Origin of the sequence: Delftia sp. UME58 (assembly GCF_014170385.1) — a bacterium.
Lineage (GTDB): Bacteria > Pseudomonadota > Gammaproteobacteria > Burkholderiales > Burkholderiaceae_C > Comamonas > Comamonas acidovorans.
This window is the reverse complement of record NZ_LZZV01000017.1, coordinates 1-26,989: the sequence shown is the minus strand read 5'-3', so window position 1 is coordinate 26,989 and position 26,989 is coordinate 1. Positions and strand designations below refer to the sequence as shown.

Here is a 26,989-nt window from a genome sequence, read left to right as displayed (position 1 = left end):
CCATCCATGCAGCAACTGCTTCCCATCATCGCCATCCTCGGCGGCACCGGGGCCCTGGGCTCCGGCATGGCAATGCGCTGGGCCGCGGCGGGCTATCCCGTCATCCTCGGCTCGCGCTCCCCCGACAAGGCCCGCGCGGCCGCGGCCCTGATCGCCACCGGCCATGGCGCGCCGCCCGTGCGCGCCGACAGCAATGCCGGCGCTGCGGCGGCGGCCGAGGTGGTGGTGCTGGCCGTGCCCTTCTCTCACCACGAGGCGACCCTGGCCGAGATCAAAGATGTGGTCGCCGGCAAGATCGTGGTCGATGCCGTGGTGCCGTTGGTGCCGCCCAGGGTGGCCGTGGTGCAGTTGCCGCCCGAGGGATCAGCCGGGCAGATAGCCCAGCAGCGCCTTGGCGACGATGTGCGCGTGGTGTCTGCGTTCCAGAACGTGGGTGCCGCCAAGCTGCAGGCCGGCGGTCCCATCGCCTGCGACGTGCTGGTCTGCGGCAACGACCCCGAGGCGCGCGGTACCGTGCTCGCGCTCGCCGCGGCCGCAGGCACCCGCGGCATCGACGCCGGACCCATCGCCAACGCGGCCGCCGCCGAGGCCATGACCTCCCTGCTGATCGGCATCAACCGGCGCTACGGGGTCGATTGCGCCGGCATCCAGATCACCGGCATCGCGCGATGACGGTCGTCGCCGCCCCCCTTCGCCCCGCCCGGGGCCAGCTGCATGGCGCCACGCTGGCCCTGACGGCGCTGCCGGACATGCCGCTGGTGCGGCCCGGTGACGATCTGGCCGGGCTGCTGATCGCCGCGCTGCGACGCGCCGGCATCGCACCGGCCAGCCAGGACGTGGTGGTGGTGGCGCAAAAGATCGTGTCCAAGGCCGAGGGCCGCCTGGTGCGCCTGCGCGACGTGCGGCCCTCGCTGCGTGCCACCGCGCTCGCGGTGGACACCGGCAAGGACCCGCGCATGGTCGAGCTCATCCTGTCCGAGAGCCGCGAGGTCGTGCGCCACGCCCCGGGCCTGCTGGTCACCGAACACCGACTGGGTTTCGTGATGGCCAATGCGGGCATCGACCAGTCCAATGTCGAGCATCCCGACGGCGAGGAGCTTGCGCTGCTGCTGCCCCTGGACCCCGACGCGAGTTGCGCGCGCCTGAAGACACGGCTGGACGCGGCCTTCGGCGCCGACATCGCAGTACTCATCAACGACAGCTTCGGCAGGCCCTGGCGCCAGGGTGTGACCGGCGTGGCGCTGGGCGCCTCGGGCCTGCCCGCGCTGCTCGACATGGTGGGCCAGGACGATCTTTTCGGCCGCGCCATGCGCATTACCGAAATCGCCGTGGCCGACGAAATTGCGGCCGCGGCCTCGCTGCTCATGGGCCAGACCGCCGCGGGCCAGCCTGCGGTCCATCTGCGTGGCCTGCGGTGGGACGCTGCGGCCCGGCCTGCCGCCGACCTGTTGCGCCCACGGCGGCAGGACCTGTTCCGCTAAGGGGAGGACAAGCCATGCATGCAACCGTCTGCCCATCGCCCGGCGCCCCCTGGGTGCTCGCCTTGTGCGGAGGCGTCGGCGGCGCGAAGCTGGCCTGGGGCCTCGAGCAGTTGCTGCGCTCGCAGGCTCTAGGCGCGCTTCGCATTGTCGTCAACACCGGCGACGACTTCGAGCACCTGGGCCTGCACATCGCGCCCGACATCGACACCGTGCTCTACACGCTGGCGGGCCTGAACGACCCCGTGCGCGGCTGGGGCCGCCAGGGCGAGACCTGGAACTTCATGGCCGCGCTGACCGAGTGGGGCGCAGACGACTGGTTCGCGCTCGGCGACCGCGATCTCGCGCTGCACGTGGAGCGCACGCGCCGCCTGCGCGCCGGCGAGACCCTGGCACAGGTCACGGCCGACCTCGCGCGGCGCAGCGGCGTGCAGGCCATGCTGCTGCCCATGAGCGAACGGCCGGTGCGCACCATCGTGCACACGCAGGAGGGCGACCTGCCCTTGCAACACTACTTCGTACGGCACGCCTGCAGGCCAGTCGTCACGGGCGTTTCCTTCGCGGGCGCAGCCACGGCCCCGCCGCATCCGGACCTGCTCGCCGCCCTGGCCGACCCGGCGCTGGCCATGGTGGTGATCTGCCCCTCCAACCCGCTGCTGAGCATCGACCCCATCCTCGCCCTGCCCGGCGTTCGCGCGGCACTGCGCGCCAGCCGCGCGCCCGTGGTGGCGGTGTCGCCGCTGATCGGCGGGCAGGCGGTCAAGGGCCCCACGGCCAAGATGCTGCGGGAGTTGGGGCACGGCGCAGACAACCGCACCGTGGCCGAGCACTATGCGGGCCTCCTCGACGGCTTGGTGGTGGACCATGCCGATGCGGCGCAGGCACTGGAGTTGGGCATCCCGGTGCATGCGGCCGCCACGCTGATGGACAGTCCCGAGTCCAAACGCGCGCTGGCGCAGGCCGTCGTCGGCTTTGCCCAGGCATTGACGCGGCCCGCCGCTCATGGAGTACGCCATGCATGACGCCGGTCTGTGGGCGGTCGTGCCCGTCAAACCCCTGGCGCGGGCCAAGCAGCGGCTGGCGCCACTGCTCGACGCCAGCGAGCGCGCGGCACTGGCCCAGGTCATGCTGCGCGATGTGCTGGACGCACTGGCGGGCCACCCCCACCTGGGCGGGATGCTGGTCGTCAGCGGCGATCCCACGGCCCAGGCGATGGCGCGCGCCGCAGGCGCGACGGTGCTCGATGACAGCCCCGCCTGCGGCCTGGTGCCCGCGCTGCGCCGCGCCGCGCGCGCGCTCAGCGATGCCGGCCGGGACGGCATGCTGATCGTTCCCGCCGACCTGCCCGGCCTGGCGCGCGACGACCTCGCGCTGCTGGCCCAGGCGCATGGCCGGCGGCGCGGTGCGCGCGGCGCCACCCTGGTGGCCGCCAGCCACGATGGCGGCACCAATGCGTTGGCCTGCTCGCCCCCGGACGCCCTGCCCCTGTGCTACGGCCCCGACAGCTTCCGCCGCCATGTGCGGACCGCGCGCGCCATCGGGCTCGACCCGCTGTTGCTGAGCCTGCCACGCCTGGCCCGCGACGTCGACCGGCCGGCCGACCTTCGCGCCTTCATGGCGCTGTCCGGCGCCGCGCAGACGCATACCTACGCCTGGCTGCAGTCCAGCGGCGTGGCATGGCGGCTGCACCGGGCGGCGCGCCTTCCCGGTCCTTCACGAGCGAGTGCCACACCATGACCCTGCCCCATTCCCCAGCCCAGCCCCGCCTTGCCCTGCCCCGGCCGCACGAGCGCATGGACGACACCGACGCCTACCTCCTCGCAGAGCACGGCGCACAGGCATTGATGACCACGGCGGCAGCGCGGCGCGACAGCGCGCACGGCAACGTCGTCTCCTACTCGCGCAAGGTCTTCATCCCGCTGACCCAGCTGTGCCGCGACGTGTGCCACTACTGCACCTTCGCGCAGGCGCCGCGTCACATCGCGGCGCCATACCTGCCGCTACAACAGGTGCTGCGCATCGCGCGCGCCGGCGCGGCGGCCGGCTGCAGGGAGGCATTGTTCACGCTGGGCGACAAGCCGGAGGCGCGCTACCAGGTGGCGCGCGAGGCGCTGGACCACATGGGCCACGCCACCACGCTGGACTACCTGGCCGAAGCCGCGCGCGCCGTCTACGAGGAGACCGGCCTGCTGCCGCACCTGAACCCCGGCCTGCTGGATGCGGCCAGCCTCGCCGCCCTGCGCCCGGTGTCGGTCTCGCAAGGCATCATGCTGGAGAGCAGCGCCGAGCGGCTGTGCGCGCGCGGTGGCCCGCACTTCGGCTCGCCCGACAAGCTGCCGGCGGCACGCCTCGAGACCATCCGCCTGGCGGGCACTGCACAGGTGCCCTTCACCACAGGCCTGCTGATCGGCATCGGCGAAACGCGCACCGAGCGCATCCACGCGCTGCTGGCGCTGCGCGCTCTGCACGAGCAGCACGGCCACATACAGGAAATCATCGTCCAGAACTTCCGCCCCAAGGCCGGTACCTTGATGGCAGGCACGCCGGCTCCCTCCCTGGAGGAACACCTTTGGACCATCGCCGCGGCGCGGCTGGTCTTCGGCGCCGAGATGAACATCCAGGCGCCGCCCAATCTCCAGCCCGGCGCCCTGGCTGCGCTGGTGGACGCAGGCATCAACGACTGGGGCGGCGTCTCCCCCGTCACGCCCGACCACGTGAACCCCGAGGCGCCCTGGCCGCACCTGGACGCGCTGGCCCAGGCCACGCGCGCTGCCGGCAAGGAGCTGACGGAACGCCTGGCACTGTACCCGGCCTATGCGCGGGATGGCCAGCGCTGGCTGGACGCGGGCCTTCGCACGGCCGTGCTGCGCGCGGTGGACAGCGACGGCTTCGCGCGCACCGACGCCTGGACGCCCGGCGCGCAGCAACTCCCGCCGGCGCGGGATCTGCAACTGGTCTCTGCGGCCCCGGCCGCGGGGCGTACCGCCATCGACGGCATCCTGCATCGTGCCCAGGCTGGCCACACGCTTACCGAGGCCGAGATCGTGCGGCTGTTCCGCGCGCACGGCTCCGAATTCAGCGCCGTCTGCGCCGCAGCCGACGCGCTGCGTAGGCAGGTCAACGGGGACGTGGTCAGCTTCGTTGTCAACCGCAACATCAACTACACCAACATCTGCGGCTACCGCTGCCAGTTCTGCGCCTTCGCCAAGGGCAAGGGCAGCGAGGACCTGCGCGGCAAGCCCTACGACCTGCCACTGGCCGAAATCCGCCAGCGCGTGCGCGAGGCCTGGGACCGCGGTGCCACCGAAGTCTGCATGCAGGGCGGCATCCATCCCGCCTACACCGGGGCCACCTACCTGGAGATCTGCAAGGCCGTGAAGGCCGAGGCGCCCGAGATGCACTTGCACGCATTCTCGCCGCTGGAGGTCTGGCAGGGCGCCGCGACGCTGGGCCTGCCGCTGGCCGAATACCTGGCACGGCTCAAGGACGCCGGCCTGTCCACGCTGCCTGGCACGGCGGCCGAGATCCTGGATGACGAGGTACGCCAGGTGATCTGCCACGACAAGCTCGACACCGCGCAGTGGCTGCAGGTCATGCGCACGGCGCACGGCCTGGGGCTGCGCAGCACGGCGACCATCATGTTCGGCCACGTCGAGCGGCTGGAGCACTGGGCGCGGCACCTGCTGCGGCTGCGCGCACTGCAGGCGCAGACCGGCGGCTTCACGGAGTTCGTACCCCTGCCCTTCGTGCACATGGAGTCACCGATCTACCGCAAGGGCCGCGCGCGCCGCGGCCCCAGCTTCCGTGAATCCGTACTCATGCATGCCGTCGCCCGCCTGGCGCTGCACCCTCTGATACCCAATATCCAGGCCTCGTGGGTCAAGCTGGGAGCGGAAGGCGTCAAGGCCTGCCTGAACGCGGGGGTGAACGACATGGGCGGCACGCTGATGAACGAGACGATCTCCCGTTCGGCTGGCGCCGCTCATGGGCAGGAAATGACGGCGGGCGACATGGAGGCCCTGCTGCACTCCATGGGCCGCACGCCACGCCAGCGCACCACCTCCTATGGCGCGCCGGACGCCGGGGCCATGGCGCGCGCGCGCCAGCAGCGCGCCCCGCTGCCGCCCGTGCGCATCGACTTCCCCGCAGGCCAGGGCCTGGCGCGCGCCACCCTCGTGGCGGCCTGCACGCCATGAGCGACGCGGCCAACGATGCCCAGGCAGGCAGCGGCCAGCCGCGCATGCCCGACTGGCTGGGGCGGCGCTCGGTGCGCCGCTACCTGCCCCAGCCGATCGCGCCCGAGACGATCGAAGCGCTGCTGCACGCCGCGGGCAGCGCGCCCTCGGCCCACAACCGCCAGCCCTGGCGCTTCGCCGTCATCCGCCAGCGCGAGCGGCAGATGTCACTGGCCGATGCCATGGGCCAGCGCCTGCGGCGCGACCGACAGGTCGACCGCGACAGCGAAGCGGACATCGAGGCCGACGTGCTCCGCTCGCGCGAGCGCATCTGCGGCGCGGCGACCGTGATCGTCGTGTGCCTGAGCATGGAGGACATGGACCGCTACCCGGATTCCGAGCGCGCCCGCAACGAACACCAGATGGCCGTGCAAAGCACGGCCATGGCCGGCCAGAACCTGCTGCTGGCCGCGCACGCGGCCGGCCTGGGCGCGTGCTGGCTCTGCGCGCCGCTGTTCTGCCCAGAAGCCGTCCGCTGCGCGCTCGAACTGCCGGTGCACTGGGAGCCACAGGGACTGATCACGCTCGGCCATCCGGCCAATGCCGGCAAGCCCTTCGTTCGTCGGCCGCTCCACGAGATCACCCAATTCATCACTTCAGGAGACATTCCATGCTGATCGAGAACACGCGCGCCACGCGCGGCGACTACGGCGACGAGCTGCGCGCCATCATGAGCATCGCCAAGGCCCGGGAAAGCCGGCGCTGGCTGGCTGGCTGGCCGCAGCTGTCGCCCACGGCCACGCCGCTGTGGCCGCTGCCCGACCTGGCCCGCGCCATGGGCGTCGCCCGGGTCGAACTCAAGGACGAATCCACGCGTGCGCACATGGGAAGCTTCAAGGCCCTGGGCGCGCCCATCGCCCTGATCCGCCTGATCCAGCGGCGCTGGCCGGGCGCGGCCTTCACAGCCGACGACTTGTTCGCCGGCCACCACGCCGCGCAGCTCTCGGAGTTCACCGTGGTCTCGGCCACGGACGGCAACCACGGCCGCTCGCTGGCCGCGGCCGCCCACGACATCGGCTGCCACTGCGTCATCGTGCTGCACAAGAACGTCAGCCTGGAGCGCGAGCAGGCCATCGCCTCGCATGGCGCACGCATTGTGCGCATCGAGGGCAACTACGACGCCTCCGTCGAGGAAGCCGCGCGCCTGGCCGGCGCCAACGGCTGGCAGGTGGTCTCCGACACCTCCTACGAAGGCTACGAGGAGATCCCGCGCGACGTGATGCAGGGCTACGGCACCATCGTGGACGAGATCCTGGAGCAGCGCCCCGCAGCCAGCGACGCGCCCTGCCCCTATACCCATGTATTCCTGCAGGGCGGCGTAGGCGGCCTGGCGGCCGGGATCGCCAGCTATTTCTGCGAACAGTACGGCGCCCGGCGGCCGGCCTTCATCGTGGTCGAGCCACGCCAAGCCGACTGCCTTTGCCAGAGCGCGCTCGCGGGCCAGGCCGCGCAGGCCAGCGGCTCGGTCGACTCGGTGATGGCGGGACTGGCCTGCGGCGAGACCTCACCGCTGGCCTGGCGATTCCTTCAGCCGGCCGTGGACTTCTTCCTTGCCATCGAAGACGGGGAAGCCGTTTCGGCCATGCGCCGGCTCGCCCAGGTGCAAGACGCCAACGGCGACGTTCCAGTGGTCAGCGGGGAATCCGGGGCCGCCGGGCTGGCCGGCCTGATCCACCTGGCAAGCGATCCCGCCCTGCGCGCGAGGACCCGCCTCGATGCCCAGGCCAGCGTGCTGCTCATCAGCACCGAGGGCGCGACGGCGCCGGGCGTCTACCGCGAACTGGTTGGCAAGGGTGCGCAGGACATCCTCGCCGCACAGATCTCCTGGCTCGATGAAGGCGCCGCCTGAAAGGCTTGGCGGTTTCCCCGGGGCGCGCGGCGCCCCCTTTCCCGCTGCGCAAACCAACTCACGACGCTAGAGCGCGCTATGCGATTTCACGTACCCGCGCTGGCTCTGCGCGCCGGTGATCACAAGGCGCAGTGAGCCGCCAGGCCCATGCCTTGGCAAGCGCTGCAGTTTTGCCGAGCGCCCGCGCGCAAAACCAACCGAAGCCAAGCCCGGGGCAGGGAGACGATGGCGGTCGCCGAGCAATGGCCGATGTGGCCGGCGTGCCCGGCGTGCCCGGCGTGCCCGCCGAGTGTGCCCCGCACGGGGGCGCTCGCTCAGCCGCCGAGGTAGGCCTTGCGCACGTGCGGGTCGTCGATCAGTTCGGCGCCCGTCCCCTGCAGGGTCATGGCTCCCGACTCGTAGAGATAGGCGCGATCACACATGTCCAGCGCGGCGTAGGCGTTCTGCTCGACCATGAGCACGGTGGCGCCATCCGCACGCACGCGCTGGATAACCTCGAAGGTCTTTTGCACGATATTGGGCGCCAGGCCCAACGAGGGCTCGTCGAACAGTACGAGCCTGGGCCGCGACATCAGCGCGCGGCCGATGGCCAGCATCTGCTGCTCGCCGCCTGACAGCGTGCCGGCCATCTGATGGCGCCGATCGTGCAGCTTGGGGAAACTCTCGAAGATGCGCTGCATGTCCTGGGCAGTGCCAGCCTTGTCGTTTCGGCGAAAGGCACCGAGCTCGAGGTTCTCCTGGACGGACATCTGCCCGAACACGCGCCGCCCCTCGGGGCAGTGGGCTATTCCCAGCGACAGGATGCGCTGCGGCGTGGCGCGCGTGATGTCCACGCCCTCGAACACGATGGAGCCCGAGGACGGCGGCAGCAGCCCGGAGATCGCCTTGAGCGTTGACGACTTGCCCGCGCCATTGGCACCGATGATGGTGACGAACTCGCCCTGGCCCACGCGCAGCGATACATTCTTGACGGCCTCCACCTTGCCGTAGCGACACACGATGTTCTTTATTTCAAGCATGCTTGATCCCCTGCCCCAGATAGGCGCGGATCACCTCGGGGTTGGCCTGGATCTGCGCAGGCGTTCCGTCGGCGATGATTTTTCCGTAGTTGAGCACCACGATCCGGTCGGACACGCCCATGACCAGCGGCATGTCGTGCTCGACCAGCAAGAGGGTGATGCCGCGCCGGCGCAGCCTGGCCAGCAGATCCATGAACTCGGCCGTCTCCGAGGGATTCATGCCGGCCGCGGGCTCGTCCAGCAGCAGCAGCCGGGGACGCGCCGCGAGGGCCACGGCCACGCCCAGCAGGCGCTGCGCACCGTAGGGCAGCGCACCGCCCAATTCATTGGCGTAGTGGGCAATGCCCACGAAGTCCAGCACTTCCCAGACGGATTCGCGGAGCCGGGCTTCCTCGCGGCGCATGCCCGGCAGGGCCAGCAGCGTGGACCAGGCGGACGCCCGCCCCGAAAGGTGCAGGCCCGTCAGCACGTTCTCGAACACCGTGTTCGTAGTGAACAGGCTGGTGCGCTGGAAGGTGCGTACCAGACCTTCGCCTGCCACTTCGTGCGGCTTGAGCCGGTGCAAAGCCGTGCCGCCGAAGTGCACCTGCCCCTTGGTCGGGCGCATGAAGCCGGTGATGACGTTGAAGGCGGTGGTCTTGCCGGCGCCATTGGGGCCGATCAGGCTGACGAGTTCGCCTTCCTTCACGTCGAAGCTCATGTCCGATATCGCCACCAGGCCGCCGAAGTGCACGGCCACGCGGTCTATGGACAGCAGGGCGGCCGGGGAGGTCGAGGTTTTGGGCGCCATCATGTCGGGCTCCCGGCGCGCTGCGTGGCGGCCTTGGGGGCCGCAGGGACCTGCCCATCGGCCGGCGCCTGGCGCACGTGGCGCGGCGCGCTGCCGCGCCTGCGATGCCACCAGTCGGCCACGGCGGGCACGATGCCGCGCGGCAGGAAGAACACGACGAGCACCATCGCGATGCCATAGACGATCCACTGGACCTCTGGCGCGGCCACGGCACGCAGTCCCACGGGCAGAGCGCCGAAGACCACGCCGCCGACGATGGGGCCGGCCAGCGTGCCCTTGCCGCCCGTCACCACCATGATGACCATGGTCACCGTATAGATGAACAGGAAGATGTCGGGGTCGATGATGCGGATGTAGTGCGCGTACAGCGCGCCCGCGGCGCCAGCCAGCGCTGCCGAGGCCACGGCCGCGAACACCAGGTAGCGGGTCACATCTATGCCCACCGAGGTGGCCAGGGGCTCGTTCTCGCGCAGCGCGACCATGGCCCGGCCCATGCGCGAGTGCAGGACGCGACGGATCAGCACGTACGACAGCAGGCCCAGACCCAGCACAAGGTAGTAGTTGGGCACCTTGGACCAGAACTGCGCCTCGCCCAGACCCGGCAGGCTGTAGCCCAGTGGCGGGATGTTGCTCAGCGCCAGCGGGCCCTGCGTCAGGTCGATCCAGTTGAGGGCGACCAGGCGCGTCACCTCGGCGAAGCTGACGGTCACGATCACGAAATAGGCGCCGCGGATCTTGAATGACAGCCGCCCCACGAACCAGCCGCAGGCGCCTGCCAGTACAGTGCCCAGCAGCAGGCCGGCTGCGGGATGCCAGGGCGTGTGGACGATGCGGCCGTCGCCCCAGAACACGGGAATGTCGAAACCCAGCGAACTCAGGGCACTGGCATAGGCGCCGATACCGAAGAAGGCAATGTGGCCCAGACTCAGCTGGCCCGTGAACCCCAGCAGCAGGTTCAGGCTCATGGCACCCACGATGAAGATACCGGTGGTGATGATGATGTGCAGGTAGTACTGGTCCGTCACCCACCAGGGCACGGACAGGAGCGCCGCGAGCAACGCGAGTGTGGCAATGGTTTTCATCCGATTCTCTCCCCTCGAACGCTGAACAAGCCGGTGGGTTTGAACATGAGCACCAGGATGATGAGGATGAACCCCATGGCATCGCGGTAGCCCGACGAGATATAGCCTGAACCCAGCTCTTCGGCAAAGGCCAGGATGAAGCCGCCGACGGCCGCTCCCTGGATGTTGCCCAGACCACCCAGGATCACGATGGCGAACGCCTTCAGGGCAGCCATGTTGCCCATGGTGGTGGTAACCACGAACACCGGGCCGAGCAGCGCCCCCGCTGCGGCCGCAAGACCGGAGCCCAGGGCGAATGTGGCGGTGTAGATCGCATTGACATTGATGCCCATCAGCGAAGCGGTGTCGCGGTCCTGGAAGGTGGCGCGCATGGCCTTGCCCAGTGGCGAACGATGCATGAGCAGGTAGGTCGCCAGGATCAGGCCCATGGCGACCACCAGCACGAACAGGCGCAGCCAGGAGACGGCCACGGGGCCGATCACCAGGGGTTCTGAGGGGAATGGGGTGGGTATCGCCTTGGCCACGCCGCCCCAGACCAGCAAGGCGAGGTTCTGCATCGCGATCCAGCAGCCGATCATCACGATCATGGTGGAGTCGATGTCCGCGCCCCGCATGCGGCGCAGCAGCAGCCGCTCGATCACCGCACCGAGCACAATGCCCAGCATGATCGAGAACGCCAATGCAACAAAGAAGTTCCACTGGAGTTGCGCGGCAAAGTAGTACGCCATGAAGCCGCCAAAGGCGTACAGTTCGCCGTGCGTGAAATTCACGACCTTCATGATCCCCAGGATCAAGGTCAGTCCGATCCCGAGGAGGGCATAGGTGCCGCCAAGGATCAGCGCATTGGCAATGTGCTGGATGAGTTGGTCCACTGGTGTTCTCGCACGCGCCTGGGAACGAAGCAATCGCGAAAGGCGCTGGATCCGCGATATCGATTGCGCTGTACCGCCCCGCCATCGAGGCGGGCACGGCACCGGTCTTGCTTGCCCTTGTTGTCCTACTCGGCGCGTACGATCTTGCCGTTCTCGATCTTCACGAGGTGCGTATCGGGAACGCTCTGGCCGCTTTCCTTGCCGGCAGGCCCGGCCTTGTTGAACCTGACTTTGCCGGTCAGGCCGGAGACCTCGATCTGCCACAGCGCGGCGCGGATCTTTTCCGGATCGGCAGCCCCGGCCTTGGCAATGGCGGCGGCGATGGCATGGATGCCGTCGTAGCCGCGGGCCCCTTCAGGCATGCCATTGATGTTGATGCCGCGCTTTTTCCACTCGTCCACGAAGTACTTGGCGGCAGCGGGATTGGAGGAAAGCTCCGGGAACCACGGCGTGAAGAACGCATCGTGGTAAGTGTTGTCGGCAGCACCTCCTGCCTGCTCGATCATCTGGTCGGGCAGTGTGCCGCCGGTGGTGATGATGCGGCGCTTCAGGCCGAGAGACTGGGCCTGCTTGAGCAGCAGCGTCATCTGCTCCGGGCCGGTGGTGATGAACAGCGTGTCGGCATCGCTGCCCCGCAAGGTCGACAGCTGGGCCGTCATGTCCTGGGCCGCAGCATCCATGTGCAGCGCACGGCCGACGTCGACGCCGTTTTCCTTCAGCACCTTGCCGAACTCCTGGGCGGCGCCCAGGCCCCAGTCGTTGTGCACGACCAGGAAATCGACCTTCCTGATTCCCAGCGGCTGGATGAAGCGCTTGAACTTCAACGCTTCCATCGCGTTGGTCGGGCTGATGCGGAACACATACGGATTGCCCATCGTGGTGATCTTGTCCGAGCTGGACGTCTCCACCACCATCGGCACCTTGTACTCCATCAGCTTGGGCATGGCCGCGAGCGTGTAGGTTGAACTCCAGGCGCCCATCAGCACCGCCACCTTGTCGCGCACGATCAGTTTTTCCGTGGCGTTGGCGGCCTCGGTCGGATTGCTCTTGTTGTCTTCTATCACCAGCTGGATCCTGCTGCCGAGAACTCCGCCCCTGGCATTGATCTCGTCCGCGGCGATCCTGGCGCCGTTGGTCACGAAGTTACCGGAAGCGGCGACCGCGCCGGTCAAGGGCTGGTTGACCCCTATCTTGATGACTTCTCCCGACTGGGCGTGCGCACCGAGCGCGGCGCACACAGCCACCGTGCCAAGTGCCAACCTGAACAATGCCTTAACCATATTGGTACTCCTCGTGGGTCATGCCACATGAATGGAACACAACGGAACTTAGCGAATGAACGACATCACATTTTTTATAGAGCAGTCAATCTAACAATAGGACAACCAGATATCAATACAATCTAACCCCACCATGGTTTGTACCCATCCAGATTTCTTTCGTTGCCAGGGTTCGTGCGCACAAGCCTGCCGGGCCAACCTTGCCGGCCGCATGCCTGGCGCAACCGGGTTGCCGCAGCCCACGCCGGTCGCCGCGGACCGATACGCCTCAGCCGGCCGCCGACTGCGCGGCCCTGGCAAAGGCAGGCAGGTCGAAACCGGGACTGCCCACCTGCTCCTGCGTAGGCTGCACCGGCAGCGCCAGCACGGCACGCGCGGCCAGATGCTCCTTGGCGGCGTTGATCGAATCGACTGCCACCAGCCGCCCCTGCCGGAAGTGATAGACCGAGAATGCGCCCCCGGAATGCATGTCGCCGCGCACCGCCCAGGCCTGTGCGCCCTGCGATAGTCCCGCGATCTGCAGCTTCCTGTCGTACTGATCGGACCAGAACCATGGCACCGCGGTGAATGGCGTGGCCCGCCCCAGCAACCCGGCGGCGGCGGCCCGGCCCTGCTCTATGGCGTTCTGGACAGATTCCAGCCGCAGCAAGCTGCCATCCTCCAGGCGGCGTGCGGTGCAATCGCCAGCGGCATAGACGTCCGGCGCAGAGGTCCTGCCACAGGCATCGACCACGATGCCGTGCTCGCAAGCGATGCCCGCCGCCTCGGCCAACGCATCGTTGGGCCGTACTCCTATGCCCGCCAGCACCAGGCCCGCGCGATAGGATTGCCCACCCTGCAGGCTCACTTGCACGGCATGCCCGCCGCAGGGGCGAACGCCGGCGACGCGCGCATCGAGCACCAGTTCAACGCCGTGCGCGCGGTGCAGCGCCGCATACCAGTCGGACAGCACCGGCGCAAGCACCCGGCTCAGCAGGCGTGGCGCGGACTCCAGCACGGTCACGGCCAGCCCCAGCTTGCGCGCCGTGGCTGCCACTTCCAGGCCGATGAAGCCACCGCCCACCACCACAACCGGCAGTCCGTGCGCAGCGCAGCGCTTGAGGCCCTCTGACACGGCGCCTGCATCGTCGCGTGTGCGCAGCACATGGATCGCCTCTTCGCATTCCTGCACACAGGGCAGGCGGCGCGGCGTGGCGCCGGTAGCCAGCAGCAGCCCGGTGTAGTGCAGTTGCGCGCCGTCCGCCAGGCGGAGCATGCGCCGCGCCGTATCGAGCTCGACCACGAGCGTACTCGTGCGAATGACGATGTTCTTGCGCGCCAAGGCGGCTTCGGCCCGCATGGCCAGCTGCTGCGCGGACATCTCGCCCGCCAGCCACGATTTGGACAGCGGCGGGCGATGGTAGGGCAGGTGTGCTTCATCGCCGAGCACGCTCAGCCGGCCATCGTAGCCAGCGGTGCGCAGGGTTTCGCCGGCTTGCAGCCCGGCCTGGCCCGCGCCGACGATGACGATGTGCGGCTCCATGCTCACACCTGCACCGGAACCACCGTCACCACCAGGCCCTCGATGGCCGCAGAAGCCTTGATCTGACAGGCCAGCCGGCTGTTGGCCTGGCGGCCTTCGGGCAGGCTGTCGAGCAGGTCCACCTCATCGGCGGACGCCGCGGGCAGGTCGGCCAGGCGCGCCTCTTCGACATGGCAGTGGCAGGTCGCGCACACGCAAGAGCCGCCGCATTCGCCAAGGATGCCGTCGACGCCGTTGGCCACGGCGCCCTGCATCAGGCTCCACCCCTGCGGCAGGCCCACGGTCACGGACGCGCCGGCTGGATCGATATAGGTCACATTTACCATTTGAGTGTCTCCGCGCGGGGCATGTGCAACGGCGCCGCGGCACGACTGCCGGACGCCACCCGCAGGCCTGGGCTTGGCACCGCCCAGGCCTGCGATCAGGCCGTAACCTTCTCCTGCCTGGCCGCCATGGCTCCGTGCCCGGCGACCCGTTCCTCCTGCTCGATCATCTGGTCGATCATCTTGTGCATGCGCCTTGGCGCGGCATCGATGCCAAGGATGATGCGCTTGTACGGCTTGCCGCGCGCGGCCTCCCGCTCCTCCTCGAACTGGATGCGCTGCAGCACCACCTTGTCCTCGTTGAAGGCGCGGTCCATGTCGCGGGTCAGTTCGGCGTCCATCGCGGCCTCGTCGGTGCGGAAGTTGCGCACATGGAACCAGTGCTGCAGCACCGTGCTCTCATCCACCGGCGTGAGCAGGTGGCAGGCGAACATCTGCACGCCCTCGTGGCGCTTGTCCATGTCGGCGATGGTGCCGGTCAGGCACGAGCCCATGTCGATGGCGTAGAAGCACGGCGCGGTGTAGTTGTAGTAGTGCCAGCGGTCGACATTCGTGGCGAACCCGCCGTACTTGGCGAACAGCGGAATGGCGGGTGCGTCGCGGATCCATCGCCAGACGATGATGCTGCGCTCGCCATACTCGTTGTTGACCGGCACGGTGGCGCCGGCGGGAGTGCCCAGCGTGCTCGGATGGACGAAGGTGACGTGCGCCGGGTCGAGCAGGTTGTCGCAAAGCGACAGGTAGTTGCAGTCGATGCGCAGGGTACCGCCCTTGACGGCGCGCCAGCCGGGAGCGTCGTACTGCTCGAGATGGAACAGCCCGGCCCGGTCTGCCAGCGCGGAGTCGCCCATCCAGATCCAGGCCAGGCCATACTTTTCCTCCACCGGATAGGCACGCACCACCGCGTTGCCCGGAATGATGTCCTGACCGGGGATGCGCACGCACTTGCCCGAGCAGTCGAATGTCATGCCGTGGTAGCCGCATTCGATGGCGTCCCCCTTCAGTCGGCCGAGCGAGAGCGGCGCCAGGCGGTGCGGACAGGCATCCTGCAGCGCGGCGATCTTGCCGTCCTCGCGGCGATACACGACGATCGCCTCCTCCAGCACCATGTGGCGGGACAACTCCCGCCCGATCTCCTCGGCCCAGCCCAGCGGGTACCATGCGTTTCGTACGTATTTCATGAAAACCTCCTGTCGGATTTGGTTGATGCACAGGCCAAGCCAAGCTCAGTGGTAATAGGCGCCGCCGTCGACCACAAGCGTCTGCCCTGTGATGAAACCCGCATCCGGTCCGGCGAAGAAAGACACTGCACCCACCACGTCCGCGGGCACCATGTCGCGCTGCAGCGCACGGCTGCGGACCGAGAAGCCGGAGACCTTGCCGGCAAGTTCGGGGTTCTGGTGCACGCCGTCGCTGAGCGTGAAGCCGGGGGCCACGCTGTTGACCAGAATGTTGTACGGGCCAAGCTCAGTGGCCAGCGTGCGTGTCATCGACACGATCGCGCCCTTCGAGGCCACGTAGTGCAACATGCCCGGATTGCCCTTGAAGGCCACGGCGGACGAGATGCTGATGATGCGACCCGCGCCTTGCCGGCGCAAAGCCGGCAGCACCGCGCGGCAACACAGGAATTGGCCGATGACGTTGACGTCGAACATCTTCTTCCAGTCGGCCACCGTCAACTCCTCGAACGGCTTGATCTGCAGCGTCGAGTAGATGGCGGCATTGTTGACCAGCACGTCGACGTGGCCGAAGGCGTCGAGCGCGTCAGCCACCATCCGTGCCGCATCCAGCTCGCTGGACACATCGGCCGTCACGCCGATGGCGCGGTGCCCGGCCTGCTGCAGCCTCTCGGCCGCCGCCTGCGCGCCAGCCAGATCGGCAATCACGATGGCCGCGCCCTGCGCCGCCAGCGTTTCGCAGATCGCATGGCCGATGCCCATCGCGCCACCGGTGACGATGGCGACCTTTCCATTCATCCTCATGTTCGCTCCTTTGCTCGCTGAAACAGGGCCGCAGGTGGGCAATAGTGCCCACGGCCAATGGGCATGCCTGCGCCACTGCGGCTCAGGATCGCCAGATTGATGATCGGAGGCATGCCGCTCGCGACGATGCGCGCGGGATCGATCACGCCGGTATGCGGGTGCAGGATCGCCTGCGGCCGGTCCGTGGCGCCGGCCGGCAGCACGGCAGCCCACTCATCGAGCAGGCTCGGCGCGTGCCGCAACGCCTGTCCGCCGAAGCCACAGGCATCCACCAGCGCGCTGTCGCCAATGGCCCCGAGCGGCTGGGGCGCGGTATCCGACGGGAAATACACGCCCACCGGCGGCAGTGCATCCACGGTATGCCAATGGCTTTCGCCGCGCAGCCGGATGCCGAACTGCAAGCCGTTGCCCCCTATCGCGGCCAGTTCGCCGCCATCGGTTCGCACCTTCCAGGCCGCCCAGGCCATCCATACCCCCAGGACAAAGCCCGGATTGGCACGGACCTGCGCGACCAGCGCCTCGGGCAGATCCCGCAGCGCGGCCAGCAAGCGCTCATTGCCTGCCAGGGTGCGGGCATGGCAGTCATCGCCCTCCCCAAGCGCGCCACACATCAACGCGTACGGATCAACGGGCCGTCGGGCCAGCAGCGGATTGCATGCCGCCGCGAAGCGGGAACACCAGTCGCGGGCGCGGCCAACGCACAGCGGGTCGTCCGAGCCGAAGCGCAACGCGGGCGGGGGGCCCTCGGCGACCGGCGAATAGGCCGCGTGCACGCCATCACTTACCTCGAAGCACCACATGGCCGGCGCCAGCACCTGCGCCAGCGGCACGGCCAGGCCGAAATCCTGCGCCGGAACAAGGCGCAACGCACCCTGGTCCAGCAGGTGCGCGGCGCAGCCCGCATCCGGCGCCAGCCCTCCGATGACGGCGGCCTGCAGGGCTGCATTGCGCACGGCCTGCGGCGGCATGCCCCCATACGGAGGGCCTGCATGGAACAAGGTGTCGCGGGGCAGGTCCGGCTTGGCTTCTCCGAACTGCACCACCCGGGTCAAACATGCCGTCTTGCTCATAAAAGCCTGCTCTCCTTCGCCCCGCGCCAGTGACCTTGGCGCCAGATCGAATATCGTGGTTAAATGAATCTATTAATAGAACAACTATATGACCAGTTGATAATTTTTATCCAAAGGGTTTTCATGTAGACAGGCATCAATTTATCTTGCTAAGATACCAACAATAGTACGACCAGCCGATAAATTGACAAGCCATGCAAAGGACACGGACCTGCCCCTGGCCGGGTCCGGTTTACCGATGGAACGCTCGCGTATTTCTCCAGCAGCCGACGCATGGAAGGCCGCCGTGGAATCCCGCGTTTTTTGAGAAGCATGCCGCTGGCGCAGCGGCGAACAAGGAGGCCCTATGGAGGTGAAACCGTATCTCGAACTGCGTGCGGATCTCGCCCGGCGCGATCGCAGCCTGCGCGAGAAAGTGATGACGCTGGAGCAGGCTGCCGCCCTGGTCAGCGACGGAGACAAGGTCGGCATCGGCGGCAGTACGTTGTCGCGCACGCCGATGGCCATGATCTGGCAGCTGATCCGCTCGGGCAAGAAGCACCTGGACGTGTCGCGCAGCATCGTCTCCAGCGAGGGCGACCTGCTGTTCGCCTCGGGCATCTGCGACCGCATCCAGACCAGCTGGTTCAGCCAGGGCATCGTCTGGGGCATCTCCAAGGTGATGCGCCACTATGTGGAAAGCCGGCAGACACGCTACGACGAATGGAGCCACCTGGCCATGGGCCTGCGCTTTCGCGCCGGCGCCATGGGCGTGCCCTATCTGCCGATGAGGCCCATGCTGGGCTCCGACGTACTGCGCATGCGCCCCGAGGCCATGGCAACGCACTGCCCCTTCACTGGCGAGGACCTGCTGCTGGTGCCCGCACTGAACCCCGACGTCGCGCTGATCCATGTGCAGCGCTGCGACGCCTACGGCAACGCTCAGCTCGACGGGCTGAGCTTCATGGACATCGACCTGGCACTGGCTGCCAACCGCGTGATCCTGACGACCGAACGCATCGTGTCCAACGACCAGATCCGTCGCAACCCCGACCAGACCAAGATTCCATTCATTGCCGTCGATGCCGTGGTCGAGGTGCCCTACGGCTGCGCGCCGCACGAATGCACCAACGTCTACGAGCCCCTGTTTTCCCACATGGACTTCTACACGGCCAAGGTCAACGCGGACCCTGTGGCCGGCATGCAGGAATACATCCAGCGCTACGTGCGCGATCCTGCCTCGTGGACCGACTACCTGGGCCTGCTGGGCCTGGAGGAACTACTGGACGCCGCGCGCCGCGGAAGGAGCATGCTCAATGACTGATACCCCCACCTGCGCCGTAGCCTCCGCCGGCGCCTGCACCACCAGCGAAATCCTTGCCGTGATGGCTTCGCGCCTGCTCAAGGAGGGGCAGGTCGTGTTCGCCGGCGTCGGCGTGCCGCTGCTGGCCGCCACGCTGGCGCAGGGCCTGCACTGCCCAGGGCTGACCATCCTGTTCGAAGGCGGCGTGCTCGGCCCCATCATCGAGCCTGGGAAGTTGCCGCCTTCGACGAACGAGCAGCGCTGCACCAAGCGCGCCAACATGGTCATGAGCAGCACCGAGGTTCTTCTGCTGCTGCAGCGCGGCCATGTGGACGTGGGTTTCATGGGCGGAGCGCAGATCGACAAGTACGGCAACCTCAACTCCTCCTACATCGGCGACCCCGCCAACCCCAAGACCCGGCTGCCGGGCACGGGCGGCGGCAACGACATCTCCAGCCTGACCCACATGATCGTGGCGATGAAGCACGAGCGCCGCCGCTTCGTGGACAAGGTGGACTTCGTCACCAGCCCGGGCTTCCTGGATGGCGGCGACACGCGGCGCGAGCGCGGCCTGCCCGCGGGCGGCATGTTCCGCGTGGTGACGGACCTGGGCATCTTCGGTTTCGACGACACCACGCGGCACATGAAGATCGTTGCGCTGCACCAGGGCGTGACGCTGGAACGGGTGCAGGACAACACCGGCTTCACGTTGCTGCATGACGACAGGATCCCCACCACCGTCCCGCCCAGCGAACGCGAACTGAGTGCGCTGCGCACGCTGGACCCCGACCGCCTTTACATCGCCTGACACCCGGTCGGCACCCCGCCGCCCCCACATATCCACAGGAGAACACATGAGCACACTGCACGGAACCTTCGGCATCGCGGCCCGCAACTTCACGGCCTTTCCCCAGATGCCAGACGCCCAGGCGCTGGTGGAGTACGGCGTCCGCATGGAGGAGCTGGGCTTCGACTCGATCTGGGTCTGGGACCACATCTTCCTGGGCGTGGACCCGCATTTCCCCATCATCGACTCGCTGACGCTGCTGACCGCCATCGCGGCGCGCACCAAGAAGATCAAGCTGTCCACCGGCATCCTGGTGCTGCCGCTGCGCAACCCGGTCATCCTGGCCAAGCAGATCTCCAGCATGGACCAGCTGTCCAACGGCCGCATGCTGATGGCCATGGCCGCCGGCTGGTACAAGCGCGAGTTCGACGCGGTGGGCGTTCCCTACGAACAGCGCGGCAAGATCATGGGCGACAACCTCGACATCCTCAAGCGCCTGTGGACCGAGGACATGGTCAACGGCGAATGGGGCCCGCACAAGATCCCGGCCGGCGTGATGTTCCCCAAGCCCGTGCAAAAGCCCTGCCCGCTGCTGATCGGCGGCTATGCCGACCGGGTGCTCAAGCGCGCCGCGGTCGAAGGCGATGGCTGGCTGACCTACTTCTACAAGCCAGACGCCTTCGTCGAGTCCTGGTCCAAGGTCTGCGCCTACGCCCTGGAGGCCGGCAAGGACCCTGCGACGCTGATGAACGGCAACCAGCTGCCCATCATGGTGGGATCCTCCCGCGCGGCGGTCGAGGAAACGATGATGAAGTGGCTCAATGTCGACTTCGACATCGCCCAGGGCAGCCAATCCACCATGGACAGCGCCATCATGGGCAACGTGGACGAATGCGTGGCCCAGCTCAAGGAACACATCGATGCGGGCGTGCAAAAGCTCGTCTTCGTGCCCTACAAGTACGAGATGGGGCAGATCGAGATCATTGCCCGGGAAATCGTTCCGCGCCTGCGCGCCTACGCGGCGCAGAAGCGCTGATAGAAGCCGCGACAGAAAGAAAGCTTGCGCGCCTGCGTGCGAAGCCCGCCCCCGCCGCGGGCGACGCCGCGGTTTCCTGCAGTTCCCGATGAGTTGGAGTTTTCCCATGTCCACGAGTGTTCCCGACCCGGCGCAGCGCCAGGCCGAAACCCGGCACGCGCGCGGCCGCCTCACCGCGCACGAGCGCCTGGCGCTACTGCTCGACCCCGGGTCCATGACCGAACTGGCCACGGGCGTCGGACCCGACGCCCGCGGCGACGGCGTGGTCACCGTCCAGGGGCGCATCGCGGGGCGCAGCGTCTGCGTCTTCGCCAAGGACTTCGCCACGGCCCGGGGCACGCTGGCCGAAGTGCATGCACGCGAGATCGTGCGCCTGCAGGAGCAGGCGCTACGCATCCGCGCCCCGCTGATCGGCCTGTACGACACGGCCGGCCTGCGGCTGGAGGCCGGCCTGGGTGCCTTCGCGGGCTTCGCCGGTATCGCGCGCCGCGCCGCATGCGCGCAGGCAGAGATTCCCCAGATGGCCGTGGTGTTGGGCGAATGCCCGGGCGCCGATGCGCTGCTGGCCTCGCTCGCCGATTTCGTGCTGATGGCCAACGACGACAGCGCGCTCTACGTGAGCGGCGCGCAGGCCGTGCGTGCAGTCACCCGCGAGGAGACCGACACCGCCACACTCGGTGGCCCCGGCATGCATGCCGCCGAATCCGGCCTGGCCGACGGCGTCTGCGACGACGACGTGCAGGCCCTGCTCAAAGCGCGGCGCCTGTTTGCCTTTCTTCCGCAATCGCGGCACGGCGCCTGGCGCAGCGACACCGCTCCCTGGCCATGCCTCGACGAGGCGGCGCGCGAGGCGCCGGCCCTGGACACGCTGATTCCCGAACAGGCCGAAGCCGGCTACGACGTCAAGGAGCTCATCCGCGAAATCGCCGATGGCGGCGACTTCATGGAACTGCAGCCCGCGCATGCGGCCCACCTGGTCATCGGCTTCGTGCGCCTGGACGGACGCAGCGTCGGCGTGGTGGCCAACCAGTCCCGGGTGCTCGCGGGCGTGATCGATACCGCGGCCGCGCGCAAGGCGGCGCGCTTCGTGCGCTGGTGCGATGCCTTTGCCGTGCCGCTGCTCAACCTGGTCGATACACCGGGCTTTCTGCCCGGCGCGGAGCAGGAGCGCGCGGGAATAGCGCGCGAGGCCGCCGCATTGATGGCGGCGCAGGCGCGCGTGCGCGTGCCCCTGGTCACCGTCGTGCTGCGGCGCGCCTTCGGCGCGGCAGGCATGCTCATGGGTTCCCGCTCGCTGGGTGCCGATCTCGTCTACGCATGGCCGCAGGCCCAGATCGGCCTGATCGGCGCTGTGGGTGCCGCGGCCCTGGGCGCCAGCGAGGCCGATGCAGCGCGGGCGCTGGAGCCCGCCGCCGTCTGCGCAGTTGGGGAAGTGGACGCCGTGATCGCTCCGCGCCGCACACGTGAATGCGTGATCCGGGCGCTGTCCCATCTGGCCCAGAGGAACTATCTGCAAGGGGAATCCCCATGTTCACCAAGATTCTGATCGCGAACCGCGGGGAGATCGCCTGCCGCATCATCAAGACGGCCCGGCGCATGGGTATCCGGACCGTGGCCATCCATTCCGACGCCGATGCCCGCTCGCTGCACGTGCGCCTGGCCGACGAGGCCGTGCGCGTGGGCCCTGCCCCGGCGGCCGAATCCTATCTGTCCATCGAACGCATCGTCGAGGCCTGCCGCCAGACCGGCGCGCAGGCCGTACACCCGGGCTACGGCTTTCTTTCCGAGCGCGCCGCCTTCGCGCGCGCGCTGCTGGATGCCGGCATCGTCTTCATCGGCCCCAACCCCGAGGCCATGGAGGCCATGGGGGACAAGATCGAATCCAAGAAGTGCGCCAGCGCGGCCCGCGTGAACACCGTGCCGGGCCACCTGGGCGTGATCCGGGACGCGGCGCACGCGGTGCAGATCGCCGATGAAATCGGCTACCCGGTGATGATCAAGGCATCGGCCGGCGGCGGAGGCAAGGGCATGCGCGTCGCGCATTCGGCCGAGGACGTCGCGGACGGCTTCGCGCGCTCGCGCTCGGAGGCGGCCTCCTCGTTCGGCGACGACCGCATGTTCGTCGAGAAATTCATCGTCCAGCCACGCCACATCGAGATCCAGATCCTGGGCGACAAGCACGGCAATATCGTCTACCTCGGTGAGCGCGAGTGCTCGATCCAGCGGCGCAACCAGAAGGTGCTCGAAGAAGCGCCCTCACCCTTGCTGGACCCGCAGACGCGCCAGCTCATGGGCGAGCAGGCCGTGGCACTGGCACGCGCCGTGCGATACGACTCGGCCGGCACCGTCGAGTTCGTCTGCGGCCAGGACAAGTCCTTCTACTTCCTGGAGATGAACACCCGGCTGCAGGTAGAGCATCCGGTGACGGAGCTGGTCACCGGCATCGACCTCGTCGAGCAGATGATCCGCGTGGCGGCCGGCGAACCCCTGGCGATGCGCCAGCAGGACATCCGGCTGTCGGGCTGGGCGGTCGAGTCCCGCGTCTATGCCGAGGACCCTGCACGTGGCTTCATGCCATCCACCGGCAGGCTCACCACCTACCAACCGCCGGCCGAGGGCGTGCACGATGGCGTGACCGTGCGCAACGACACCGGCGTGTTCGAAGGCGGGGAAATCTCCATCCACTACGACCCCATGATCGCCAAGCTGGTCACGCATGCACCCACGCGCGCCCAGGCCATCGCGGCCCAGGCGCAGGCGCTCGACGCCTTCGCGATCGAGGGCATCACGCACAACCTGCCTTTTCTCTCGGCATTGATGCGGCACCCGCGCTGGTGCGAAGGCCGGCTGTCCACCGCCTTTATCGCCGAGGAATTCCAGGGCAATTTCGCACCGCGAGCGCCCGAGGCGGCGGCCGCGTCGCAGCTGGCGGCCGTGGCCGCGGCCATGGATGCCCTGACCTGGCCGCGCGGCGCCGATGCCTGCCTGGCACCGCGCGAGCGCAGGGTACTGCTGGACGGGCAGCCGCATGCCGTGACGGTGGAGTGCGTCCCCGGCGCCTGGCGTGTGCGTGATCATGCCAGCGGCCGCACCGCCAGCGTGCGCAGCGCCTGGGTACCGGGCCAGCCCACCTGGCTGGGCAGTGTCGATGAGCAGGCACTGGCCGTGCAGGTGCGCCGCATCCCGCCCGAGGGGGAGCAGGGCTGGCTGCTCACCCATGCAGGCCTGCAGGCCAGCGCACGGGTGCTCAGCCCGCACGAAGCCGAGCTGCTGCGCCTCATGCCCGTGCGCCAACGCGCGCAGGCGCGCATGCAGTTGCGCAGCCCCATGCCGGCCAAGGTGCTGGCCGTGATGGCCGAAGCGGGGCGCAGCGTCGCCGCGGGCGAGGTGCTGTGCATCGTCGAGGCCATGAAGATGGAAGTGAGCCTGTGCGCAGAGGCACCGGCCACCGTTTCCCGGATCCTGGCACAGGCCGGAGATGTGCTGGCGCTGGATGACGTCATCCTCGAATTCGCATGACACAAGATGACCCAAGGAGGCCGTATATGTTGATTGGCGTGCCTGCCGAGACCATGGCAGGAGAAACCCGGGTGGCTGCGACCCCCGAGACCGTCAAGAAGCTGCGTGCGCAAGGCCATGTGCTGCGCGTGCAGGCGGGGGCGGGAGTGGCGGCCAGCGTGCCCGATGCCTTGTACGAGGCAGCGGGCGCCGAGATCGTCGATGCGGCAGGCGCCCTGGGCGCCGACCTGGTGCTCAAGGTCCGCATTCCTTCGGAGGACGAGCTGCCCGGCATCCGCAAGGGCGCAACGCTGGTCGGCATGCTGGACCCGTTCCAGCCCGCAGGCCTGCAGCGCCTGGCCGATGCGGGCATCACGGCCTATGCGCTGGAGGCGGCTCCGCGCACCACGCGTGCGCAGAGCATGGACGTGCTGTCCAGCCAGGCCAATATCGCCGGCTACAAGGCCGTGATGATTGCGGCCAACCAGTACCAGCGCTTCTTTCCCATGCTGATGACGGCGGCCGGCACGGTGAAGGCCGCGCGCGTCGTGGTGCTGGGCGTGGGCGTGGCCGGCCTGCAGGCCATTGCCACGGCCAAGCGCCTGGGCGCCGTGATCGAGGCCAGCGATGTGCGCCCCAGCGTGCGTGAGCAGGTCGAATCCCTGGGCGGCAAGTTCATCGACGTGCCCTACGAGACCGCCGAGGAAAAGGAGGCCGCCGAAGGCGTGGGCGGCTACGCGCGCCCCATGCCGCAAGGCTGGCTGGACCGCCAGAAGGCCGAGGTGGCCAAGCGCGTGGCCCAGGCCGACGTGGTCATCACCACGGCGCTGATCCCGGGCCGGCCCGCTCCCGTGCTGGTCACGGCCGAGATGGTGCAGGCCATGAAGCCCGGCGCCGTCATCGTGGACCTGGCGGCAGAGCGCGGCGGCAACTGCCCGCTGACCCAGGCCGGCATGACCGTGGTCACGCATGGCGTGACCATCGTGGGCCTGACCAACCTGGCCGCCCTGGTGGCGGCCGATGCCTCGGCCCTGTATGCACGCAACGTGCTCGATTTTCTCAAGCTCATCATCAACAAGGATGGCGCCCTGCATGTGGACATGGAGGACGACATCGTGGCCGCGTGCCTGATGGCCCATGAAGGCCAGCTGCGGAGGAAATGACATGGAAGCCGTATCCCCCACCATCATCCATCTCATCATCTTCGTGCTGGCCATCTACGTGGGCTACCACGTGGTGTGGACCGTCACGCCCGCGCTGCACACGCCGCTGATGGCAGTGACCAATGCCATCTCGGCCATCGTCATCGTCGGCGCCATGCTGGCGGCGGCGCTCACGGAAACGGGCCTGGGCAAGACCATGGGCGTGCTGGCCGTGGCGCTGGCCGCGGTCAACGTCTTCGGCGGCTTCCTGGTCACGCGGCGCATGCTGGAGATGTTCCGCAAGAAGGAGCGCAAGAGCGCTCCGGCCAAGGACGGCAAGGACGCCAAGGCGGAGGGCCGGTCATGAGCATGAACCTCGTCACATTGCTCTACCTGGTGGCCAGCGTCTGCTTCATCCAGGCGCTCAAGGGGCTGTCGCATCCCACCACCTCCATACGCGGCAACCTGTTCGGCATGGCCGGCATGGTGATCGCCGTGCTGACCACGGCGGCGCTCATCGTGCAGCTGGCCGGCGGCAACGCCCTGGGCCTGGGCTGGGTGCTGCTGGGCCTGCTGGTCGGCGGCACGGCCGGCGCCGTCATGGCCCAGCGCGTGGAGATGACCAAGATGCCCGAATTGGTCGCCTTCATGCACAGCATGATCGGCCTGGCGGCGGTGTTCATCGCCGTGGCCGCCGTGGCCGAGCCCTGGGCCTTTGCCATCACGGCCAAGGGCGGCGCCATTCCGGGCGGCAACCGCGTGGAGCTGGCGCTGGGCGCCTTCATCGGCGCCGTGACCTTCACGGGCTCGGTGATCGCCTTCGGCAAGCTCAGCGGCAAGTACAAGTTCCGCCTGTTCCAGGGCGCGCCCGTGCAGTTCAAGGGCCAGCATGCGCTCAACGCCGTGCTGGGGCTGGCAGCGGCCTTCTTCGTCTTCGGCTTCTGGCACAGCCAAAGCTGGATGGACATCGTGCTGGTCATCGCCCTGGGACTGCTGCTGGGCGTGCTGCTGATCATTCCGATCGGTGGCGCGGACATGCCGGTGGTCGTGTCCATGCTCAACAGCTACTCGGGCTGGGCGGCGGCGGGCATCGGCTTCTCGCTGAACAACAGCATGCTGATCATTGCGGGTTCGCTGGTGGGCAGCTCGGGCGCCATCCTGAGCTACATCATGTGCAAGGCCATGAACCGCTCGTTCTTCAGCGTGATCCTGGGCGGCTTCGGCGGCGAGGCCACCAGCGCGGCGGCAGGCTCCCAGCAGCAGCGCAACGTGAAAAGCGGCAGCGCCGACGATGCGGCCTTCGTCCTGGGCAATGCCGAGACCGTGGTCATCGTGCCCGGCTACGGCCTGGCCGTGGCGCGTGCCCAGCACGCGGTCAAGGAGCTGGCCGACAAGCTCACCGAACGCGGCGTGACGGTGAAGTACGCCATCCACCCGGTGGCGGGCCGCATGCCGGGCCACATGAACGTGCTGCTGGCCGAGGCCGAGGTGCCCTACGACCAGGTCTTCGAGATGGAGGACATCAACAGCGAGTTCGGCCAGGCCGACGTGGCCATCATCCTGGGCGCCAACGACGTGGTGAACCCTGCAGCCCACGTGAAGGGCAGCCCCATCTACGGCATGCCCATCCTGGAGGCCTACAAGGCCAAGACGGTGATCGTGAACAAGCGCTCCATGGCGGCCGGCTATGCGGGCCTGGACAACGAGCTGTTCTACATGGACAAGACCATGATGGTCTTCGG

25 protein-coding genes are annotated in these 26,989 nt (G+C 68.3%); 15 read left to right on the top strand and 10 right to left on the bottom strand.

Annotated features, from left to right (window positions below):
• The first annotated feature begins 6 nt into the window (after positions 1–6).
• The 7 genes from npdG to A9976_RS06590 are packed head-to-tail and all read left to right on the top strand — an operon-like array spanning position 7 to position 7,562.
• Positions 7–672 (top strand): NADPH-dependent F420 reductase, encoded by a 666-nt coding sequence (gene npdG, locus A9976_RS06620; protein ID WP_183018351.1) that lies wholly within the window; start codon positions 7–9, stop codon positions 670–672.
• Positions 669–1,481 carry a coenzyme F420-0:L-glutamate ligase gene (gene cofE / locus A9976_RS06615; RefSeq protein WP_183018350.1) on the top strand — a complete coding sequence of 271 codons (813 nt, stop codon included), beginning with the start codon at positions 669–671 and terminating at the stop codon, positions 1,479–1,481. The genes npdG and cofE overlap by 4 nt, the downstream gene beginning before the upstream one ends.
• Positions 1,482–1,495: 14 nt before the next feature.
• Positions 1,496–2,500, top strand: coding sequence for a 2-phospho-L-lactate transferase (gene cofD / locus A9976_RS06610; RefSeq protein ID WP_183018349.1), 1,005 nt, complete (start codon positions 1,496–1,498; stop codon positions 2,498–2,500).
• Entirely contained in the window at positions 2,493–3,215 is a 723-nt protein-coding gene (gene cofC / locus A9976_RS06605; RefSeq protein WP_183018348.1) for a 2-phospho-L-lactate guanylyltransferase, read from the top strand. The genes cofD and cofC overlap by 8 nt, the downstream gene beginning before the upstream one ends.
• A complete protein-coding gene (gene cofH, locus A9976_RS06600; RefSeq protein WP_259649129.1) occupies positions 3,212–5,674 on the top strand; it encodes a 5-amino-6-(D-ribitylamino)uracil--L-tyrosine 4-hydroxyphenyl transferase CofH in 2,463 nt (820 codons plus the stop codon). Before cofC ends, cofH begins: the two co-directional genes overlap by 4 nt.
• Positions 5,671–6,330, top strand: a complete 660-nt coding sequence (locus A9976_RS06595) for a nitroreductase family protein (RefSeq protein ID WP_183018347.1) — start codon at positions 5,671–5,673, stop codon at positions 6,328–6,330. The genes cofH and A9976_RS06595 overlap by 4 nt, the downstream gene beginning before the upstream one ends.
• On the top strand, positions 6,324–7,562 hold the full coding sequence (locus tag A9976_RS06590) for a diaminopropionate ammonia-lyase (protein WP_183018346.1): 1,239 nt from the start codon (positions 6,324–6,326) through the stop codon (positions 7,560–7,562). The genes A9976_RS06595 and A9976_RS06590 overlap by 7 nt, the downstream gene beginning before the upstream one ends.
• 314 nt (positions 7,563–7,876) lie before the next feature.
• On the opposite strand, the gene A9976_RS06585 is transcribed toward A9976_RS06590, so the two are convergent.
• From A9976_RS06585 to A9976_RS06540, 10 genes are all read right to left on the bottom strand, one after another.
• Positions 7,877–8,581 (bottom strand): ABC transporter ATP-binding protein, encoded by a 705-nt coding sequence (locus A9976_RS06585; protein ID WP_183018345.1) that lies wholly within the window; start codon positions 8,579–8,581, stop codon positions 7,877–7,879.
• Positions 8,574–9,374 (bottom strand): ABC transporter ATP-binding protein, encoded by an 801-nt coding sequence (locus A9976_RS06580; RefSeq protein WP_232245921.1) that lies wholly within the window; start codon positions 9,372–9,374, stop codon positions 8,574–8,576. The genes A9976_RS06585 and A9976_RS06580 overlap by 8 nt, the downstream gene beginning before the upstream one ends.
• Positions 9,371–10,453: a branched-chain amino acid ABC transporter permease gene (locus A9976_RS06575; protein ID WP_183018344.1), complete on the bottom strand. Its 1,083-nt coding sequence runs from the start codon at positions 10,451–10,453 to the stop codon at positions 9,371–9,373. The genes A9976_RS06580 and A9976_RS06575 overlap by 4 nt, the downstream gene beginning before the upstream one ends.
• The gene (locus tag A9976_RS06570; RefSeq protein ID WP_183018343.1) at positions 10,450–11,325 is read right to left on the bottom strand and encodes a branched-chain amino acid ABC transporter permease; all 876 of its coding nucleotides are present in this window, start codon (positions 11,323–11,325) and stop codon (positions 10,450–10,452) included. The genes A9976_RS06575 and A9976_RS06570 overlap by 4 nt, the downstream gene beginning before the upstream one ends.
• 125 nt (positions 11,326–11,450) lie before the next feature.
• Positions 11,451–12,605, bottom strand: coding sequence for an ABC transporter substrate-binding protein (locus tag A9976_RS06565; RefSeq protein WP_183018342.1), 1,155 nt, complete (start codon positions 12,603–12,605; stop codon positions 11,451–11,453).
• 268 nt (positions 12,606–12,873) lie between these two features.
• Positions 12,874–14,127 carry an NAD(P)/FAD-dependent oxidoreductase gene (locus tag A9976_RS06560; protein WP_183018341.1) on the bottom strand — a complete coding sequence of 418 codons (1,254 nt, stop codon included), beginning with the start codon at positions 14,125–14,127 and terminating at the stop codon, positions 12,874–12,876.
• A gap of 2 nt (positions 14,128–14,129) precedes the next feature.
• Positions 14,130–14,453 carry a 2Fe-2S iron-sulfur cluster-binding protein gene (locus tag A9976_RS06555; RefSeq protein WP_183018340.1) on the bottom strand — a complete coding sequence of 108 codons (324 nt, stop codon included), beginning with the start codon at positions 14,451–14,453 and terminating at the stop codon, positions 14,130–14,132.
• A gap of 95 nt (positions 14,454–14,548) precedes the next feature.
• The gene (locus A9976_RS06550) at positions 14,549–15,631 is read right to left on the bottom strand and encodes an aromatic ring-hydroxylating dioxygenase subunit alpha (protein ID WP_183018339.1); all 1,083 of its coding nucleotides are present in this window, start codon (positions 15,629–15,631) and stop codon (positions 14,549–14,551) included.
• A 45-nt stretch (positions 15,632–15,676) separates the two neighbouring features.
• Positions 15,677–16,432: an SDR family NAD(P)-dependent oxidoreductase gene (locus tag A9976_RS06545; RefSeq protein WP_183018338.1), complete on the bottom strand. Its 756-nt coding sequence runs from the start codon at positions 16,430–16,432 to the stop codon at positions 15,677–15,679.
• On the bottom strand, positions 16,429–17,502 hold the full coding sequence (locus A9976_RS06540) for a DUF1116 domain-containing protein (RefSeq protein ID WP_183018337.1): 1,074 nt from the start codon (positions 17,500–17,502) through the stop codon (positions 16,429–16,431). The genes A9976_RS06545 and A9976_RS06540 overlap by 4 nt, the downstream gene beginning before the upstream one ends.
• A gap of 346 nt (positions 17,503–17,848) precedes the next feature.
• Between A9976_RS06540 and A9976_RS06535 the strand changes: the two genes are divergently transcribed.
• The 8 genes from A9976_RS06535 to A9976_RS06500 form a co-directional block, all read left to right on the top strand.
• Positions 17,849–18,805 carry a CoA transferase subunit A gene (locus A9976_RS06535; protein WP_183018336.1) on the top strand — a complete coding sequence of 319 codons (957 nt, stop codon included), beginning with the start codon at positions 17,849–17,851 and terminating at the stop codon, positions 18,803–18,805.
• The gene (locus tag A9976_RS06530; RefSeq protein WP_183018335.1) at positions 18,798–19,592 is read left to right on the top strand and encodes a CoA-transferase subunit beta; all 795 of its coding nucleotides are present in this window, start codon (positions 18,798–18,800) and stop codon (positions 19,590–19,592) included. Before A9976_RS06535 ends, A9976_RS06530 begins: the two co-directional genes overlap by 8 nt.
• A 46-nt stretch (positions 19,593–19,638) precedes the next feature.
• On the top strand, positions 19,639–20,607 hold the full coding sequence (locus A9976_RS06525; RefSeq protein WP_183018334.1) for an LLM class flavin-dependent oxidoreductase: 969 nt from the start codon (positions 19,639–19,641) through the stop codon (positions 20,605–20,607).
• 106 nt (positions 20,608–20,713) lie between these two features.
• Positions 20,714–22,153 (top strand): acyl-CoA carboxylase subunit beta, encoded by a 1,440-nt coding sequence (locus A9976_RS06520; RefSeq protein ID WP_183018333.1) that lies wholly within the window; start codon positions 20,714–20,716, stop codon positions 22,151–22,153.
• Entirely contained in the window at positions 22,135–24,126 is a 1,992-nt protein-coding gene (locus tag A9976_RS06515; RefSeq protein WP_183018332.1) for an acetyl/propionyl/methylcrotonyl-CoA carboxylase subunit alpha, read from the top strand. Before A9976_RS06520 ends, A9976_RS06515 begins: the two co-directional genes overlap by 19 nt.
• Positions 24,127–24,152: 26 nt before the next feature.
• Positions 24,153–25,268, top strand: a complete 1,116-nt coding sequence (locus A9976_RS06510) for a Re/Si-specific NAD(P)(+) transhydrogenase subunit alpha (protein WP_183018331.1) — start codon at positions 24,153–24,155, stop codon at positions 25,266–25,268.
• A 1-nt stretch (position 25,269) separates the two neighbouring features.
• Positions 25,270–25,614: an NAD(P) transhydrogenase subunit alpha gene (locus A9976_RS06505; protein WP_183018330.1), complete on the top strand. Its 345-nt coding sequence runs from the start codon at positions 25,270–25,272 to the stop codon at positions 25,612–25,614.
• Positions 25,611–26,989 (top strand): NAD(P)(+) transhydrogenase (Re/Si-specific) subunit beta (locus tag A9976_RS06500; protein ID WP_183018329.1); only part of this gene is annotated, 1,379 nt, incomplete at its 3' end. The genes A9976_RS06505 and A9976_RS06500, both read left to right, overlap by 4 nt.